We start from the raw sequence: 17782 nt of genomic DNA on the forward strand, positions 1-17782 counted from the left end.
TTGAACGCGCCGCAATCAAAAAGGTTTCACCACCGCCATGATGACGATGAGGATCATCAGCAGTGTCGGCGCCTCGTTCATCAGCCGCCAATAGCGGGCGCTGCGGGTGTTTTCATCCCGCGCAAACGTCCGCACCGCACGGCTGAACAGCACATGGACGCCGGTCAAGAGAACGACCAGCAGCAGCTTGGCATGCAGCCATCCGCCCTGAAAGCCGTAAACGCTCCAGGCGAGATAGAGCCCCAGAACCCAGGTGATCATCATCGCCGGGTTCATGATAACCTTCAAAAGCCGCTGCTCCATCATCTTGAAGGTTTCCGACTGTTCCGATCCCGGCGCCGCATCGGTGTGGTAAATGAAAAGCCGTGGCATGTAGAGCAGCGCTGCCATCCAGGACATCACGGCAATGATGTGCAGCGCCTTGATCCAGAGGTACAGATTGTCCGGCTGCCAGATGAACAGCCCGGCAAGCAGGGCCACGAACAGGCCGATCGCGATGAAAGCGCGGGCACGGGCTTTTTTCCCGGGCCGGACGTCGGTCTGACGCTCGTTCATTGTTTGGCTCCGCGGACCCGTGCGACGAGCCGGGATACATTTTCCGGATCGGCCTGGGGCGTAATCCCATGCCCGAGATTGAAGATCAGCGGCCCATTGCCAAGCTTCTGCAGGACCGCGTCGATCCCCTCGTCAAGCGCTTGCCCGCCAGCCACGACCCGCATCGGATCGAGATTGCCCTGCACCGGGCCGTCCTTTTGAAGCTCGGCAGCAAAGGAAAGCGGCACCGACCAGTCGAGGCCGATTGCATCCGCATCGGTTTTCTGCCGGTAGTCTTTCAGGAGAATTCCAGCGCCCTTGGCAAAAGCAATGATCTTCGCATCCGGCCGCCGGGCACGAACGCTGTCAATCATCCGCCGAACCGGTTTGACGGCATAACGAAGGAACTCCTCCTCGCCGAGAACGCCGGCCCAGGAATCGAAAATCTGTACCGCATCGGCGCCGGCATCGATCTGCTCGACAAGATAGTCCGCCGAGACCTCGGCAAGCACCGCCAGCAGCCGATCGAAAGCTTCGGGGTGACGGTACGCAAAAAGCCGTGCCGGCGCCTGGTCGGGCGTTCCGTGCCCGGCAATCATGTACGTCGCCACCGTCCACGGCGCACCGCAGAAACCGAGCAGTGTCGTTTCATCCGGCAATTCCCGGCGCAACCGGCGAACCGTTTCCATAACAGGTTTCAGATGGTGCGATACCGGCCCGCTGTCGAGCTTGACGATATCGTCGACATCGATCGGATCCATCTTCGGTCCATGCCCTTCCTCGAAGCGGACATTGCGCTTCAGGGCATCAGGGATGACCAGGATATCCGAAAACAGGATGGCCGCATCGAAGGCGTAGCGCCGTATCGGCTGCAGCGTTACCTCGACAGCCATTTCCGGCGAATAACAGAGATCGAGAAAGCTGCCCGCCTTGGCGCGTGTCTGTCGATATTCGGGGAGATACCGGCCCGCCTGCCGCATCAGCCAGACCGGGGGAGGCGAGAGCGTTTCTCCGTTCAACACCTGTAGCACCTTACGGCTTTGCGCAGTCACCGGATACGTTCTCCCACTATAAAAGATATCTATATCTAAGGTTTCTATTTCTTAGAGTCTGTGACTATCAAGGATTAAAATCCGTCCGACCCTTATCCACATCCGAGGCCATTCAATAGAATCCCGCGCGCATTTTTGCCATGCGACAGATAGGAGCGGGGACAACGATGGAAAGGTGTGATGAGTCAGGGGCTTCGCAAGATGGCTGAACCGGTGCCTCGTTGTGGACAGCTTGTGGATAAGTTCAGGCCTTCGCTCTGTCATGAGTCTTCTCCACATGGCCCCGGAATCCGCATCCCCGGAATCCCGATTGTGAATAACTCGCAGGTTTTCCCCTTGCCTTTGAAACCCGCCGGTCCTTAGCTGTGGCTGTCCCTGTTTATCAACAGCCCCCGGAGAATAGCGTGGAGAACCAGAAAAACTATTTCCACCTGCACCTGATCTCCGATTCGACCGGCGAAACGCTGATCGCCGCGGGCAGGGCCGCAGCGGCACAGTTCCAATCATCGCATGCGCTGGAGCATGTCTATCCATTGATACGCAATCGCAAGCAGCTGATGCAGGTGATGGAAGCGGTCGATGGCGCGCCGGGGATCGTGCTCTATACGATCGTCGATCGGGAGCTTGCCGATATCATCGACGTCACCTGCAAGGAGATGGGCTTGCCTTGTGTCTCCGTGCTGGAACCGATCATCGATCTCTTCCAGTCTTATCTCGGCGCCACATCCCGCAGGCGGTCCGGCGCGCAGCATGTGATGGATGCCGATTATTTCGCACGGATCGATGCGCTGAATTTCACGATGGATCATGACGACGGGCAATTGCCGGCCGATTTCAATGACGCCGATGTCGTGCTGATCGGAATCAGCCGGACGTCGAAGACACCGACCAGCATCTATCTTGCCAATCGCGGCATCAAGACCGCCAATATCCCAATCGTGCCCGGCGTTCCCCTGCCGGACCGGTTGATGGAAGCGACAAAACCGCTGGTCGTCGGACTGATTGCCACGGCTGACCGGATCTCGCAGGTGCGCCAGAACCGGGTGCTTGGAACCGCGTCCCACAGTTTTCGCGCCGAGGATTATGTCGACCGCGCCTCGATCGCCGAGGAACTGAAATATGCGCGGTCGCTTTGTGCGCGCAACAACTGGCCGACCATCGATGTGACACGCCGCTCGATCGAGGAAACCGCCGCCGCGATCGTTGCCCTCAGGCCCCGGCTGCGCTAAGGCGATTCCAGTCAATCAGGATATGAAGACAATGGCAGGCTCTCTTGTCCTCGCTTCGGCGAGCCCGTTCCGGCGTATGCTTCTGGAAAATGCCGGCATCCGCTTTCAGGCGAGGGCGGCCAATATCGATGAGCGGGCGATCGAACGCCGGATGGAAAGCCGAGGTTCTTCACCGGAAGAGGTGGCGCTTGTTCTTGCGGAGGCCAAGGCGCGAGATGTCGGAGCGGCTTTTCCCGGTGATATCATCATCGGCTCCGATCAGACCATGTCGCTGGGCGCGCGCGTCTATCACAAGCCGAAGGACATGGATGAGGCACGAGATCATCTGTTCTCTCTGTCCGGCCAGACGCACCAGCTGAACAGCGCCGTTGTTTTGACGCTGGGGAACGATGTGCTGTGGAAACATGTGTCTTCCGCCCGGATGTCGGTGCGGGTTCTGAGCGCCAAGTTCATCGAAGGACATCTCGGTCGGGTCGGGGACAAGGCTCTGTCAAGTGTCGGCGCCTATCAGCTGGAGGGCGAGGGGATACAGCTGTTCGAGAAAATTGAGGGCGACTATTTCACGATCCTTGGCCTTCCCATGCTGTCGCTTCTTGCCAAATTGCGAGACTTGCGGGTGATCGATGCGTGATTCACGTGAAACATTTGTTAACCATGCCTTCGTTACCGGCTATCCGATCAAGCATTCGCGCTCGCCGCTGATCCATGGATACTGGCTCAAACAGCTTGGCCTGGAGGGAAGTTACCGTGCGCACGAGGTGTCTCCCGAGGCGTTTCCCGATTTTATCGCTTCGCTGAAAAATGGGAAATCCGGCTATGCCGGTGGCAACGTCACCATTCCGCACAAGGAACTGGCCTTTGCTCTTTCAGATCGCCCGGACGATTTGAGCGACGAACTCGGTGCTTCCAACACCTTGTGGGTCGAGGATGGTCTGGTGCATGCGACCAACACTGACGGACATGGTTTTACCGCCAATCTCGATGAACGTGCACCCGGATGGGATCACTGTCAAACCGCGGTCATCCTCGGTGCCGGCGGTGCCAGCCGGGCGGTGATCCAGGCGGTGCGCGATCGCGGCGTGAAGACGATCCACGTCGTCAACCGCACGGCCGCCAGGGCGCAGGAACTGGCGGACCGCTTCGGCCCGGCGGTGCACGCGCAGCCGACGGAAGCGTTGTCCGAGGTGATGAAAGACGCCGGTCTCTTCATCAACACCACATCGCTCGGAATGGATGGGGCGGTGGTGCCTGAGATCGACTTCACGACCATGAAGGCCGACAGCATCGTCACGGACATTGTCTATGTGCCGCTGAAGACGCCGATCCTTGCGCAAGCCGAAGCGCAGGGTTTCGCCATCGTCGATGGCCTCGGCATGCTCCTGCATCAGGCGGCGCCCGGTTTTGAAAAATGGTTTGGCAAAAGGCCGGTGGTCGATGCGACATTGCGCCAGATCATTATCGACGACATGGCGCGCCACGCATGATCATTCTTGGCCTCACCGGATCGATCGGAATGGGTAAATCGACGACCGCGAAGATGTTCGCGGATCTGGGTGTGCCGGTGAATGACGCCGACGCCGTCGTGCATTCACTCTACCAGGGAGAGGCGGTGGCGCCGATCGAAGCGGCATTCCCCGGGGCGACGAAGAACGGCGCTGTCGATCGTTCGGAACTGTCCCGACAGCTGAGCGAAAACCCAACCTTGTTTCCGACACTCGAAGCCATCGTTCATCCTCTGGTGCGGGAGAGGGAGCGCGTGTTTCTCGACCTCCATCGGGTCGCCGGCGCGCCGCTCGTCGTTCTCGATATCCCATTGCTGTTCGAAACGAAGGCGCAGAACAGGGTCGATGCGGTTGCCGTCGTTACCTGCGATCCGGAGATACAGAGAGAGCGCGTCATGAAAAGGCCGGGGATGACGGCGGAAAAATTCGCGCTCATCCTGTCGCGGCAGACGCCGGACGCAGAAAAACGTGCCAAAGCTGATTACATCATCGACACGGGTCACGGACTTGATTCGGCCCGTGAACAGGTATCGGCGATCGTCCAGAGGCTCACCAGCCAGAAGAGGCCATGATGCGCGAAATCATCTTCGATACGGAAACGACGGGTCTCGACAACAAGCTGGACCGGGTCATCGAGATCGGCGGCATCGAACTCGACAATCATTTTCCGACCGGGCGGAGTTTCCATGTCTATATCAATCCCGGTGACCGCAAGGTGCATCCCGACGCGCTGGCGGTCCACGGCATCTCGGACGAGTCGCTGAAGGACAAGCCGAGCTTTGCCGGCATAGTCGACGAGCTGCTTGCATTCTTCGGCGACGCCAGGTGGGTGGCACACAACGCGACCTTCGACATGGGGTTCATGAATGCCGAATTTGCGCGGCTGGGCCTTCCGATGATCACCAATGATCTGGTCACCGACACGCTGGCGCTCGCCCGCCGCAAACATCCGATGGGTCCGAACTCGCTCGATGCGCTCTGCCGGCGCTATGGTGTCGACAACTCGCACCGCACCAAGCACGGCGCGCTGCTCGACTCCGAACTGCTGGCGGAAGTCTATATCGAACTGATCGGCGGCCGGCAGACGGCGTTCGGCCTGCATAGCAGCGACAATCGCGGCGAGACGGCGGAGACGGACGATATCATCGTGGTCGCCGGGCAAAGGCCGCGCCCGCTTGTTCCGCGCCTGAGCACCGAGGAAATCGATGCCCATGCAGCGCTCGTTGCGAAAATGGGCGCGAAGGCGATCTGGGCGAAATACGAACCCGCCAAATGAAAATGCCCGGTCGAAGACCGGGCATTTGAGGCAATCAAATTCAGGCCGAAGCCGGTTCAGTTCGCAGTCGTCGAAACCTGCGAGCGAACCTTTTCCTCAGCCATGCGCTGGGTGAACATCTGCGCGAAATCGATCGGATCGATCATCAGCGGCGGGAAGCCGCCGTTGCGCGTTGCGTCGGAAACGATCTGGCGGGCAAACGGGAAGAGCAGACGCGGGCACTCGATGAAGAGCAGCGGCAGCATGTGTTCCTGCGGGAAACCGGTGACGCGGAAGACGCCGCCATAAGCGAGCTCGACGTTGAACAGCATCTTGTCGCCGTCCTTGGCTTCGGCATTCAGCGTCAGTACCACGTCGAATTCCGCGTCAGACAGCGGATTGGCGTTGACGTTGACATTGATATTGATGGCCGGAGCCTTGTCGCGTGCCTGGAGCGAACGCGGTGCACCCGGATTCTCAAACGAAAGGTCCTTGATGTACTGGGCCAGGATATTCAGGGACGGGCTCTCGGCAGCGCCGCCGTTGGTCGGGGATGCGGTATCGGTCATAAGGCCTTTTCCTTCGGACATGAATTTGGTGAGGCCATCTAGCATTTCGCACCAGGGCTTACAACCCGGTGCCGCCTGCTCACTTGAGGCGATCACGCTCATTCGGGTCGCTGCGGCCTCGGTCGTCGGTGCGGGAAAACTCGTCGTCGTCGAGGTCGATGACCTGGGGACCGCCACGGCGCGAAGCATCGTGGTCCGGTTTCGGACCACGGGAAAATCCGCGCCCGCCCGCCGCCATGCCGGTCGTCATGATTGTCAGGCGGCTCTTGACGAGCGACCAGCCCAGATCCCTGACGGCCGGGATGAAGAGAAGCAGTCCGATGATGTCGCTGATGAAGCCGGGGATGATCAGCAGGAAGGCGGCGATCACGATCATCACCCCGTGCACCAGCTGCCGACCCGGATCGGTGCCGGTCTGTGATGCCTGCTGAATCCTTCTCAGCACACCCAGCCCCTGGATGCGCAGCAGGACTGCGCCGGCAATGGCGCTGCCAAGAACCAGCAGCAGGGTCATGCCGACACCGACTTCGCGGCCGACGAAAATGAAGGCCGCGATCTCCGCAAGCGGCATCGCCAGGAAAAGGAGCGGGATGATCAGGGAACGCATGGTGTCTACTCGAAGTGAAATGCGCCTGTCCCAACCGGACCGGCAATTGCAAAGAAGTGATATAGCCATTTGAATGATCGTGCCATGCAGACTATATGGGATGATCGCACGGTATATTAACAGCGGTTCTGGGTGGAAATGGGCTCTTTCGACTTCATCACATTGTTTTTCCTGGTCGCCGCGGTGATCATATTCCTCCAACTGCGCAGCGTCCTGGGCAAAAGGACGGGCAACGAACGTCCGCCGGTCGATCCCTATTCGCCCCGCGAAGCGGCCGAGGGGCCGGAAACTTCCGGCAAGGTGGTGCAACTGCCCCGTCGCGACGGCGCCGGCGAGGAGATTTCGCGCTATGCCGAAATAGACGCCTTCACCAAGGCCGGCACGCCGCTGAACGACGCGCTTCGCCGCATGGCCGATGCCGATCCGGGCTTCGACCCGAAGGAATTCGTCAATGGCGCCAAGATGGCCTATGAGATGATTGTCATGGCTTTCGCCGATGGCGACCGAAAGACCCTCAAGGGTCTCCTTTCCCGCGACGTCTATGACGGCTTCGATGCCGCCATCTCCGAGCGCGAAAACAAGGGCGAAGTGGTCAAGTCTACCTTCGTCGGCATCGAGAAGGCCGACATGGTGCATGCCGAAATCAAGGACAGCGAAGCCAACATCACGCTGCGCATCATCAGCCAGCTGATATCCGCGACCTATGACAAGGCCGGCGCGATCGTCGATGGCGACGGCGAAGCCGTGTCGGAGGTCAACGATCTCTGGACTTTCTCCCGCGATATCCGTTCGCGCGATCCGAACTGGAAGCTGATCGCCACGGAATCGGAAAACTGATCGGGATATAAGCACGGGACTGGCGGCGATGGATTTCGATTTGCAACGGGTCGGATTTTCCGACCTCCCCGGTTGGCATGACGACAATCCGCTGCCGCTTCTTTCCGCTCTTGAGCGCTGTCATCGCCAGGTCACAACGGTCAAGCCGCACAAGACGGCATCACTCGGCATTTCCACTGCCGACCTGATGCCCGCCTACACAGCAGCAGTAGGCTCGGAAGTGCACGATGAAAGCGCTGCGCGGGCCTTTTTTGAAGATCATTTCGTTCCGTTCAAGATTGTCCGTCATGATGGCAAATCCGGCTTCGTCACGGCCTTTTTCGAGCCTGAAGTTTTTGTCAGCGCCACGCCGGACGAAACGTTCCGTTTTCCATTCTATCGCCGCCCCGACGATCTCATCGACATCGACGAGAGCAATCGCCCCGAGGGCATGGACCCGTATTTCGCCTTCGGCCGGCAAGGAGATGGCGTGATAGGTGAATATCCGGACCGCAAGGCGATCGAAAAAGGCTATCTTGCCGGGCGCGGGCTGGAGATCGCCTATGCGAAATCGAAGACCGATGTCTTCTTCGCCCATGTTCAGGGCGCCGCCCGGCTGGTCTTTCCCGACGGCTCGATGACGCGGGTGACCTATGCGGCCAAGACGGGTCACTATTTCTCGGCAACCGGCAAGCTCCTGATTGAGCGCGGCAAGATCGATGCCGCTGATGTCTCGATGCAGACGATCAAGCAATGGCTGGACGATCATCAGGACGAGGCGGACGAGGTGCTGTGGCACAATCGTTCCTTCATTTTCTTCCGCGAAGCAGAGGTCGATGATGCCGGTCTTGGACCGGTGGCGGCCGCGAAAGTGGCGCTGGAACCCGGCCGTTCGCTCGCTGTCGACCGGCTCATTCATACCTTTGGCGTCCCCTTTTTCATCTCCAGCGACAGCTTGACCTCGATCGATGGCGGCCGGCCCTTTCGCCGGTTGATGCTGGCGCTCGATACCGGCTCGGCAATCGTCGGCCCTGCGCGCGGCGATATTTTCACCGGCTCTGGCGACGGGGCCGGGCGTCTGGCCGGCGCCGTGCGCAACGAGGCCGATTTTTTCATTTTCATTCCGAAGGCCGCGGCGGCAAGATACGGCCATGGCCAGGGATAAGAAGCTCTCCACCGAAGACCGGATACTCTGGGGCAAGGTTGCCCGGACGGCCCGTCCTTTGCCGGGGCGCATGGACGAGCTTGCCGAATTCGAAGAGCCTAGACCCGAGCCGGAAAAATTGCCGCCACCGGTGATCAAGGAAGGCAAGTCGCTGGCGGGGGCCTTCGGCAGCGCACCGCCCGAAGCGTCGAAGCGTGCCGCCCGCGTGCATCATCCTCTCGAAAAGCCGGTCAAACGCAAGCTGGCGAAAGGTCATCTCGCAATCGAGGCGCGGATCGACCTGCACGGGATGATCCAGAGCGAGGCGCATGGCCTCCTCCTGCATTTCCTGATGCGGGCCTATGATCGCGGTTTGCGGCATGTACTCGTCATTACCGGCAAGGGAACGTCGCTTGGCAGCGACGGCGCGCTGAAACGGGCGGTGCCGCTTTGGTTCTCGCTGCCGGAGTTCCGCATGCTGATTTCGTCCTACGAGCCGGCGGCGCGCAATCATGGCGGCGATGGTGCGCTCTATGTGCGGCTGTCGCGGCCGAGGGGCATGGTGCCATGACGCCGTTCGGCGATGCGATGCACCGGCTGCGGCGGCGGAAGGGCGTCTCGCAGAAACAGATGGCGGCGGCCATCGGCGTCTCGCCTGCCTATCTCTCGGCGCTGGAGCATGGCAAACGCGGTGCCCCGAGCTTCGAATTCCTGCAAAGGGTCGCCGGTTATTTCAACGTCATCTGGGACGATGCTGACGAATTGTTCGGCCTGGCCGCCCTTTCCGATCCGAAAGTGGTGCTCGATACGTCCGGCCTGCCATCGGGGCATACGGCGTTCGCCAACCGGCTGGCGGGCCGCATCCGCACCTTATCCGGCGAAACTATCCGGATACTGGAAGATGTTTTGGAAAAAGCCCGCTTTCCTGATAAGGAACTCTGATGATCCCCTGATTTCTGCCGCTTTCAGGCTGCACGGGATTTGGAACTCTGGACAAAATCCCTATATTCGGGGAGCGCCATCGGGGGGTGATTCGCACGGAATCAGACCTCCCGGGACATGGCATCAAAACCTGGAAAGACTTAAAGCCGAATGACCGATTTGCCTGAAACCGAAGCCGGCGCAAATGCCGAATATGGTGCTGATTCCATCAAGGTTCTGAAAGGCCTCGATGCTGTGCGCAAACGGCCCGGCATGTATATCGGCGACACCGACGATGGTTCGGGCTTGCATCATATGGTCTACGAAGTTGTGGACAACGCGATCGATGAAGCGCTGGCCGGGCATGCCGACCTCGTCACGGTGACGATGAACGCCGATGGTTCCGTGACTGTCACCGACAACGGCCGCGGCATCCCGACCGACATTCATACGGGGGAAGGTATTTCTGCCGCCGAAGTGATCATGACGCAGCTGCATGCCGGCGGTAAGTTCGACCAGAATTCCTACAAGGTTTCCGGCGGTCTGCATGGCGTCGGCGTTTCGGTCGTCAATGCGCTCTCGGTCAAACTGCAGCTGAGGATCAAGCGCCAGGGCAAGATCCACGAAATCAACTTCACCCACGGCGTTGCCGACGCCCCCTTGAAGGTGATTGGCGACAGCAATGGCGAGACCGGCACGGAAGTCACTTTCCTGCCGAGCACCGAAACCTTCACGATGATCGACTTCGACTATGGAACGCTGGAGCATCGCCTGCGCGAGCTCGCCTTCCTCAATTCCGGCGTCCGCATCATTCTGACCGACAAGCGCCATTCCGACATCCGCCAGGAAGAGATGATGTATGACGGTGGCCTTGAAGCCTTCGTCACCTATCTCGACCGGGCCAAGAAGCCGCTGGTCACCAAACCCGTTTCAATTCGCGGCGAAAAGGACGGCATCACCGTCGAAGTCGCGATGTGGTGGAACGACAGCTACCACGAGAATGTTCTCTGCTTCACCAACAACATTCCTCAGCGCGATGGCGGCACCCATATGGCTGGCTTCCGCGGTGGCCTGACGCGCCAGATCATCTCGTACGGCGACAGTTCCGGTATCATGAAGAAGGAAAAGGTGACGCTGACCGGCGAGGATTGCCGCGAAGGCCTGACGGCCGTTCTTTCCGTCAAGGTGCCGGATCCGAAGTTCTCGTCGCAGACGAAGGACAAGCTGGTTTCCTCGGAAGTCCGCCCGGTCGTTGAAAGCCTGGTCAATGAAGCGCTCAGCACCTGGCTTGAAGAACATCCCGGCGACGCCAAGATCCTCGTCGGTAAGGTGATCGAAGCCGCTGCCGCCCGCGAAGCAGCCCGCAAGGCCCGTGAATTGACACGCCGCAAGGGCGCACTCGATATCTCGTCGCTGCCCGGCAAGCTTGCCGATTGCTCGGAGCGCGATCCGGCCAAGTCCGAACTCTTCCTGGTGGAAGGCGATTCTGCCGGCGGTTCGGCCAAGCAGGGCCGCTCGCGCGAAAACCAGGCGATCCTGCCGCTGCGCGGCAAGATCCTCAATGTCGAGCGCGCCCGTTTCGACAAGATGCTGTCGAGCCAGGAAATCGGCACATTGATTACCGCACTCGGCACGTCGATCGGCAAGGACGAGTTCAATCTCGCCAAGCTGCGCTACCACAAGATCATCATCATGACGGATGCCGACGTCGACGGCGCCCATATTCGCACGCTGCTTCTGACCTTCTTCTTCCGCCAGATGCCGTCACTGATCGAGATGGGCCATCTCTACATCGCCCAGCCGCCGCTCTACAAAGTGGCGCGCGGCAAGTCGGCGCAGTATCTGAAGGATGAAAAGGCGCTGGAGGAATATCTGATCTCCATGGGCCTGGAAGATGCGGCGCTGGAGCTTGGTTCCGGCGAAGTCCGTGCCGGTCAGGATTTGCGCGAAGTCATCGTCGATGCGTTGCGGCTGCGCTCGCTGGTCGAAGGCCTGCATTCGCGCTACAGCCGCTCCGTCGTCGAGCAGGCCGCGATTGCCGGCGCGCTCAATCCGGAGCTGAACAACAATCAGGCCCAGTCGGAAGCGACGGCCGCGGACGTGGCCAAGCGCCTTGACCTGATCGCCGAAGAAACCGAGCGCGGCTGGGTTGTGGCGGTTGCCGGCGACGGCGGCCTCAAGTTCGAACGGATGGTACGCGGCGTCAAGGAAGTCGCCTCGCTCGACATGGCGCTGATCGGCTCGCAGGATGCCCGGCATATCGACCAGATGACCCCGCGCCTCAAGGAAATATATGGCATCCCACCGGTTCTGCGGCGCAAGGACGGCGCGATCGAAATCAGCGGTCCGCGCGCTCTTCTCGACGCCATCTTCGCCAGCGGCCGCAAGGGCCTGACGATGCAGCGTTACAAGGGGCTGGGTGAAATGAATGCCGAGCAGCTTTGGGAAACGACGCTCGATCCGAACGTCCGCTCGCTGTTGCAGGTAAGGGTACCCGATGCCACGGACGCGGACGGGCTGTTCTCGCGCCTGATGGGCGACGAAGTCGAGCCGCGGCGTGATTTCATCCAGGAAAACGCGCTGAGCGTCGCCAATCTCGACGTCTAGACAAGGCGGCACCGTTCAGGTGCCTGGCTTACGTGTTGAAAACCACGCCTCCCGTCCGGAAGGCGTGGTTTTCATTTTTCGGCTCAATCGGCGATGAATGTGCCGTTGAAGGCGATTTCTGAAAGCGGGCGGCGCGGGCTCGGCGTTTCGCGGGCCTGCAGATAGTCAGGCAGCTGCGCCTTGTCGCCCAGGCGGCCGATGGCGGCCGCGGCTTCCACACGGTAGCCATCCGGAATGCCGAGGATTTCGGTGGCCTTGTCGAAATGAATTCCGGTCATGCCATGCGCCTGGAAACCAAGCAGATGGGCTTGATGGGCGATCGCGCCCCAGGCCGCACCGGTGTCGAAGCTGTGGCTATAGGACAGCTTTTCCTCGGTCGTTCCCGGTGCCGCGAAATGGGTCTTCGAAATGAAAACAACGAGCGCGGAAGCGGTTTTGGCCCAGCCCTGGTTGAATTCATTGAGGATAGGGAAGATTTTGTCCCACTGCTCGGTGCCGCGCAGGGCATAGGCGAAGCGCCACGGCTGCGAATTGTAGGCCGAAGGTGCCCAGCGGCCGGCTTCAAGGATTGTCAGGAGCTCGGTTTCGGAGATGATCTCGCCGGTGAAGGCGCGCGGGGACCAACGATTGAGAAAGCTCGGCTCGATCGGATAGTCGGCCTGGCGGTAGTTGCTGGAGGTTGTCATGGTACATTCCTGTCTTGGGAGGTCGGAATCTCGATAAAACGGACGTAGTCCGTATATAGAGATCAGGCACGCTCCCGATAGACGCTGGTTTGGAGATGGACCGTTTCCAATATGACGACAAAGGCCCAAGCCGGCTCCGGGAAGGACCCGATTCAACGTGACGGAAGGCGACGCAAAAACGGCGCTCGGGGTCATTGTCGAACGGCTTAAAAAAGTTGTATAAGTTCTGTAGATTTTTTCCGAAGCAAAGGATTGCTGCTGATGACCGTGACCTTGAAAGACCCTTCGCTCTTCCGTCAGGCCGCCCTTGTCGGCGGCAACTGGGTCGATGCCGACCCGAAGAATGCGATCGAGGTGAACAATCCGGCCACCGGCGAGATCATCGGCCTGGTGCCGAAGCTGGGCGCTGCGGAAACGAGATCGGCGATCGAGGCGGCACGGATTGCCCAGAAGGGCTGGGCCGCCCGCACCGCCAAGGAACGCTGCGTTATCCTGCGCAAGTGGTACGACCTGATGATCGAGAACAAGGACGATCTCGGCCGTATCCTGACACTGGAACAGGGCAAGCCATTGGCCGAAGCCACCGGCGAAATCGTCTATGGCGCCAGCTTCATCGAATGGTTTGCCGAGGAAGGCCGCCGCATCTATGGCGACATGATCCCCGGTCACCAGCCCGACAAGCGCATCATGGTGATGAAGCAGCCGATCGGCGTCGTCGCCGCGATCACGCCGTGGAATTTCCCGAATGCGATGATCACCCGCAAGGCCGGCCCGGCCTTTGCCGCCGGCTGCGCGATGGTGCTCAAACCCGCGTCGCAGACCCCGTTCTCGGCCATCGCGATTGCGGTCCTGGCCGAGCGCGCCGGCCTGCCGAAGGGCCTGTTCAGCGTCATCACCGGCTCGGCCGTGGCGATCGGCGGCGAAATGACGTCCAATCCGACAGTGCGCAAGCTCACGTTCACCGGCTCGACGGAAATCGGTATGGAGCTTTACAAGCAGAGCGCCCCGACCATCAAGAAACTCGGTCTCGAACTGGGCGGCAACGCGCCGTTCATCGTTTTCGACGACGCCGATCTCGACGCGGCCGTCGAAGGCGCCCTGATCGCCAAGTACCGCAACAACGGCCAGACCTGCGTCTGCGCCAACCGCATCTATGTGCAGGACGGCGTCTATGATGCTTTCGCGCAAAAGCTGGCAACCGCCGTCGGCAGGCTGAAGACCGGCAACGGTTTCGATGAAGGTGTGATCCTCGGCCCGTTGATCGACAAGGCGGCACTTGCCAAGGTCGAGGAGCATATCGCCGATGCCGTCGGCAAGGGCGCACGCATCCTGCAAGGCGGCAAGAAACATGCGCTGGGCGGCACCTTCTTCGAGGCGACGATCCTCGCCGACGTCACCAAGGACATGGCCGTCGCACGGGAAGAGACCTTCGGACCCCTGGCGCCGCTGTTCCGCTTCACCAATGAGGCGGATGTCGTCGAGCAGGCAAACGACACCGAATTTGGCCTTGCCTCGTATTTCTACGCCAAGGATCTCTCCCGCGTCTTCCGGGTCGCCGAAGCGCTGGAATACGGCATGGTCGGCGTCAATACCGGCCTGATCTCGACGGCGGAAGCACCGTTCGGCGGTGTCAAGCTGTCGGGTCTTGGCCGCGAGGGATCGAAATACGGCATCGAGGAATTCACCGAAATCAAATATGTCTGCCTCGGCGGCATTGCCTGATTTGCAAATCGGGGCCTGATCTGCCAGTCAGGTTTTGAAGGAAACCGGCCGGATTCGCTCTGGCCGGTTTTTTTGTTTGCCGCTACAAATCGGCGATCTGTCAGGAGTGAATTCCATGCCCGCCCCAAAAAACACGTTCAAGGCCGCGATCCGCGAGGACCAATTCCAACTCGGGCTTTGGGTTGCGCTCGCAAGTCCTTATGCGGCCGAGATCGTTTCGGGCAGCGGTTACGACTGGCTGCTGATCGACGGCGAGCATGGTCCGAACGATATTCCGCTCCTGTCGGCGCAGATACAGGCGGTGGCCCGCTCGGGCAGCCATCCGATGGTTCGCTTGCCGGTCGGCGAGACCTGGATGATCAAGCAGATTCTCGACACCGGCGCCCAGACGCTGCTGATCCCCATGGTCGAAAGCGTTGAGCAGGCGCAGGCGCTGGTGCGCGCCGTCCGCTATCCGCCGCATGGCGTGCGTGGGGTCGGCGCAGCCCTTGGCCGGGCATCGCAATTCAGCCGCATCGGCGATTACCTCGAAACGGCCAATGACGAGATCTGCCTCATCGTCCAGATCGAAAGCCGTGCGGGACTGGCGGCACTTGATGATATCGCAGCGCTCGAAGGCATTGACGGACTTTTCATCGGACCGTCCGATCTTGCGGCCGACATGGGCTATCTCGGCCAACCCGGTCATCCGGAGGTTACGGCGGCCATCGCCGACGCCTTTGCGCGCATCAAAAAGGCCGGCAGGGCGCGCGGCATCATGACCCTTAATCTCGATCAGGCGGGCATCTATCGTGATATGGGCGCGACATTCATGGCGATCGGCACGGATGTGACACTGCTTGTCGGCGCCAGCACGAAATTGCGCGAGGACTTCCTGACCGGCGGAAAGAGTGAAGCCAAGCCGGTTGCCGGCTACTGATCAGCGGCTTTCGGTGATCGCAGCCAGCTTCGGCATGGGAACATCAGGGCTCCACGCCCGGAAATCGGCGATGCGCCGGACGATCTTTTCAGCGTGATGGTTGGCGATGTCACGAATCCGATGTTCCAGAAACGGATTGCGGAATCGATCCATTGTCAGCGCGACGTAGTCCGTTGCTTGCCTGCCAAGATTTCTGGCAGCAAAGCCGGGGATCACTTCAGTTTGATAGATGTCCATCAGTCCGGTGTGAATTTGGGTGTCGCGCAGGATTTCCTTGACGGTTTCGTCCTGCGGCCGGCCGGTCTTCAGCCAGATATCAGAGAGCACGGTATGTCCGAGATTGAGGATATGCAGTTTCAGTTTCTCGTAAGGTGTAAGGTCGTCGACCAGCAGAATGGACGGGTGGCTGCAAGGGGTTTTCAATCCCGGCTGGTTCTCGATTGCCCAGAGCGCATAGGGCTCGGCGACCGCGCCGGCTGGCTCCAGCGGTTCGGAAACGATGCGATCGACCAGCGTGTTGCCCCAGATGACCTGGTTTGAAAGCCATTCTGCGAAGCCCGCGTCGGCAATGCGCCCGGATTGAAGACCGAGCATTACCTTCTTCAGCGTGTCGCCGTTGCGGGCCGTCAGTTCGCAGGGGAGAATCGTCAACGGTTTGCCGCCGGCAAGAAAGCGTGCGTGCAGCAGGATCAGCAGCTTTCCGGGAAATGATGCCGGAACGTCCGTCTGGAGATCGTCGTCGCCGATGGCATAACCGGTATCGCCGGTATTGGAGATTAGCACCTCCGCTTCCTCGGCGACGATCCGTTTCACCGCGTCCCAGCCGTCCACGGTCGACAGGGCGCGCGCAACGCTGGTCACCCTGTCGGTGCGTTCGATCTCGACGCCGTCGATAAGCCCGCGAACGATCACCGGAAAACCTTCAGGCGCTGCCAGCGCTTTCAGGCGCCCGGACCGTTCCGCCGAGCCGGTGGTCTGGACGACCGTGATCCTGCCTATGGCGTCTCCCTTCTTCAGCGCTTCGCTGATGAAAAGGTCTGCATGGGCCTGCAGGAAGCGGCTGGTTCCAAATTGAACGATCGGTGTGGTCATGGTTTTTCGAATCCGGCTATTGAATGGATTGCAGCAGCGTTTCGCGCGCCGACTTGAGGTGCCGCCGGCAGGCGGCCTCGACCAGTACCGGATCACGGGAGCGAAGGGCGGCGATATAGTCGAGATGTTCTTCCAGCGCCCGCGCATTGCGCTCGCGCGCATTCGTCTTGTTCCATTGATAGTGATAATGGAAGACGATGGTGATGATGTCGTAGAAGTCGACAATGAACCGATTGCTGGACGAGGTATGCACCAACAGGTGGAAGCGCTCGTCGAGTTCGGAGAATTCCTTGTAGCGATTGTCGATATCGGCCAGAATCTCGTGATGCATCGCCTCGATCCGGTCGAGATCAGTCCAGGCTGTGTGGTCGGGCGCAAGTGCCGCAAAGCTTGCAGCTGAGCGCAACTCGAACATTTCACGCACCTCCGTCAGCTCCAGTGCGAATTCGCGGGTAAAGCCTTTCAGGACCCAGTGGCTGTTGGGCCGCTTCTCGATCAGGCCGAAGCGGCTGAAACGGATCAGGAATTCGCGCACGCTGGTCGTGCCGGTGCCGATATCGCGGGCGAGCTCCAGCTCGTTGATCTGCATGCCGGGCTCGGCGCCGCCCGCCAGAATCCGGCGCATGAAACTGCGCTCGATGATATCAGACAAAGAGTCCGTTTCTTCTGCCGGGTAATAGTCCTCAGCCTTCGGCTGCCGCAGAACTACCTTTGCCCGCTTGTCCCAGGCAATCAGCTGCAGCTCTTCCATCCGTGTCAGGATGGCGCGGATGGTGGTGCGGCTGACGCCGAGCGTCGTTCCAAGCTCCGGCTCCGAGGGCAAGGCGGACGTTTCCGCCAGCAGCTTGAGGCAGCGGTTGAAGGCGTCCTTGAAGACGGTGTTCTGTTTCGCCATGATTTTGCCGACCGGAGGATTAGGGTTTCTCTGGGCCCGATGAATGGGCGCGATTTCAGCATTTGCCTCTATCCGGTCTGCGCGATCCTGTCTTTACCTGTGATCTCAAGTGTCATGGTTGTTTCGTCCCTGATTTTCTTTTGATGCCACCGTTGCCATTTTCAGCGCTGACTGCCGGTGCATAATACCCATTGACGGCAAACTGTCTATTGTGGATAAAAGACAAAATTGA

General features: G+C 60.1%; 19 protein-coding genes. 12 read left to right on the top strand and 7 right to left on the bottom strand.

Going from position 1 to position 17782, the window contains the following annotated elements; all coding sequences use genetic code 11:
• Window positions 1-15: 15 nt before the first annotated feature.
• Window positions 16-555, bottom strand: coding sequence for a protoporphyrinogen oxidase HemJ (gene hemJ, locus J2Z75_RS11130; RefSeq protein WP_209851944.1), 540 nt, complete (start codon window positions 553-555; stop codon window positions 16-18).
• On the bottom strand, window positions 552-1586 hold the full coding sequence (gene hemE, locus J2Z75_RS11135; protein ID WP_209851947.1) for a uroporphyrinogen decarboxylase: 1035 nt from the start codon (window positions 1584-1586) through the stop codon (window positions 552-554). The genes hemJ and hemE overlap by 4 nt, the downstream gene beginning before the upstream one ends.
• A 404-nt stretch (window positions 1587-1990) precedes the next feature.
• On the opposite strand from hemE, the gene J2Z75_RS11140 reads away from it, so the two are divergent.
• From J2Z75_RS11140 to dnaQ, 5 genes are read left to right on the top strand one after another with little or no spacing between them, the layout of a single operon-like run.
• Window positions 1991-2815 carry a pyruvate, water dikinase regulatory protein gene (locus J2Z75_RS11140; RefSeq protein ID WP_209851949.1) on the top strand — a complete coding sequence of 275 codons (825 nt, stop codon included), beginning with the start codon at window positions 1991-1993 and terminating at the stop codon, window positions 2813-2815.
• 31 nt (window positions 2816-2846) lie between these two features.
• The gene (locus tag J2Z75_RS11145; protein WP_209851952.1) at window positions 2847-3446 is read left to right on the top strand and encodes a Maf-like protein; all 600 of its coding nucleotides are present in this window, start codon (window positions 2847-2849) and stop codon (window positions 3444-3446) included.
• Complete coding sequence (locus tag J2Z75_RS11150) at window positions 3439-4299, top strand: shikimate dehydrogenase (RefSeq protein WP_209851955.1); 861 nt, start codon at window positions 3439-3441, stop codon at window positions 4297-4299. Before J2Z75_RS11145 ends, J2Z75_RS11150 begins: the two co-directional genes overlap by 8 nt.
• The gene (gene coaE, locus J2Z75_RS11155) at window positions 4296-4889 is read left to right on the top strand and encodes a dephospho-CoA kinase (RefSeq protein ID WP_209851958.1); all 594 of its coding nucleotides are present in this window, start codon (window positions 4296-4298) and stop codon (window positions 4887-4889) included. The genes J2Z75_RS11150 and coaE overlap by 4 nt, the downstream gene beginning before the upstream one ends.
• Window positions 4889-5593 carry a DNA polymerase III subunit epsilon gene (dnaQ, locus tag J2Z75_RS11160; protein WP_209852243.1) on the top strand — a complete coding sequence of 235 codons (705 nt, stop codon included), beginning with the start codon at window positions 4889-4891 and terminating at the stop codon, window positions 5591-5593. Before coaE ends, dnaQ begins: the two co-directional genes overlap by 1 nt.
• A 56-nt stretch (window positions 5594-5649) precedes the next feature.
• Here the strand turns inward: dnaQ and secB are convergent, their stop codons facing one another.
• Entirely contained in the window at window positions 5650-6186 is a 537-nt protein-coding gene (secB, locus tag J2Z75_RS11165) for a protein-export chaperone SecB (protein ID WP_209852246.1), read from the bottom strand.
• Between the two features lie 34 nt (window positions 6187-6220).
• Complete coding sequence (locus tag J2Z75_RS11170) at window positions 6221-6748, bottom strand: FxsA family protein (protein WP_209851960.1); 528 nt, start codon at window positions 6746-6748, stop codon at window positions 6221-6223.
• A gap of 138 nt (window positions 6749-6886) precedes the next feature.
• On the opposite strand from J2Z75_RS11170, the gene J2Z75_RS11175 reads away from it, so the two are divergent.
• The 5 genes from J2Z75_RS11175 (at window position 6887) to gyrB (ending at window position 12236) form a co-directional block, all read left to right on the top strand.
• Window positions 6887-7585 carry a Tim44/TimA family putative adaptor protein gene (locus J2Z75_RS11175; RefSeq protein WP_209851963.1) on the top strand — a complete coding sequence of 233 codons (699 nt, stop codon included), beginning with the start codon at window positions 6887-6889 and terminating at the stop codon, window positions 7583-7585.
• Window positions 7586-7613: 28 nt separating this feature from the next.
• Window positions 7614-8729, top strand: a complete 1116-nt coding sequence (gene mltA / locus J2Z75_RS11180; RefSeq protein ID WP_209851966.1) for a murein transglycosylase A — start codon at window positions 7614-7616, stop codon at window positions 8727-8729.
• A complete protein-coding gene (locus J2Z75_RS11185) occupies window positions 8716-9279 on the top strand; it encodes a Smr/MutS family protein (protein ID WP_209851969.1) in 564 nt (187 codons plus the stop codon). Before mltA ends, J2Z75_RS11185 begins: the two co-directional genes overlap by 14 nt.
• Complete coding sequence (locus J2Z75_RS11190) at window positions 9276-9650, top strand: helix-turn-helix domain-containing protein (RefSeq protein WP_209851972.1); 375 nt, start codon at window positions 9276-9278, stop codon at window positions 9648-9650. The genes J2Z75_RS11185 and J2Z75_RS11190 overlap by 4 nt, the downstream gene beginning before the upstream one ends.
• Window positions 9651-9800: 150 nt before the next feature.
• Window positions 9801-12236, top strand: a complete 2436-nt coding sequence (gyrB, locus tag J2Z75_RS11195) for a DNA topoisomerase (ATP-hydrolyzing) subunit B (protein WP_209851975.1) — start codon at window positions 9801-9803, stop codon at window positions 12234-12236.
• An 83-nt stretch (window positions 12237-12319) separates the two neighbouring features.
• On the opposite strand, the gene J2Z75_RS11200 is transcribed toward gyrB, so the two are convergent.
• Window positions 12320-12922 carry a nitroreductase family protein gene (locus tag J2Z75_RS11200; RefSeq protein ID WP_209851978.1) on the bottom strand — a complete coding sequence of 201 codons (603 nt, stop codon included), beginning with the start codon at window positions 12920-12922 and terminating at the stop codon, window positions 12320-12322.
• A gap of 267 nt (window positions 12923-13189) precedes the next feature.
• On the opposite strand from J2Z75_RS11200, the gene gabD reads away from it, so the two are divergent.
• The gene (gene gabD, locus J2Z75_RS11205; RefSeq protein ID WP_209852249.1) at window positions 13190-14644 is read left to right on the top strand and encodes an NADP-dependent succinate-semialdehyde dehydrogenase; all 1455 of its coding nucleotides are present in this window, start codon (window positions 13190-13192) and stop codon (window positions 14642-14644) included.
• A gap of 115 nt (window positions 14645-14759) precedes the next feature.
• Window positions 14760-15563 (top strand): aldolase/citrate lyase family protein, encoded by an 804-nt coding sequence (locus J2Z75_RS11210; protein ID WP_209851981.1) that lies wholly within the window; start codon window positions 14760-14762, stop codon window positions 15561-15563.
• On the opposite strand, the gene J2Z75_RS11215 is transcribed toward J2Z75_RS11210, so the two are convergent.
• A complete protein-coding gene (locus J2Z75_RS11215) occupies window positions 15564-16655 on the bottom strand; it encodes a mannitol dehydrogenase family protein (protein ID WP_209851984.1) in 1092 nt (363 codons plus the stop codon).
• 16 nt (window positions 16656-16671) lie between these two features.
• Complete coding sequence (locus J2Z75_RS11220) at window positions 16672-17550, bottom strand: GntR family transcriptional regulator (RefSeq protein WP_209851988.1); 879 nt, start codon at window positions 17548-17550, stop codon at window positions 16672-16674.
• Between the last annotated feature and the right edge of the window lie 232 nt (window positions 17551-17782).

The organism is Rhizobium herbae, assembly GCF_017873135.1.
Lineage (GTDB): Bacteria > Pseudomonadota > Alphaproteobacteria > Rhizobiales > Rhizobiaceae > Pararhizobium > Pararhizobium herbae.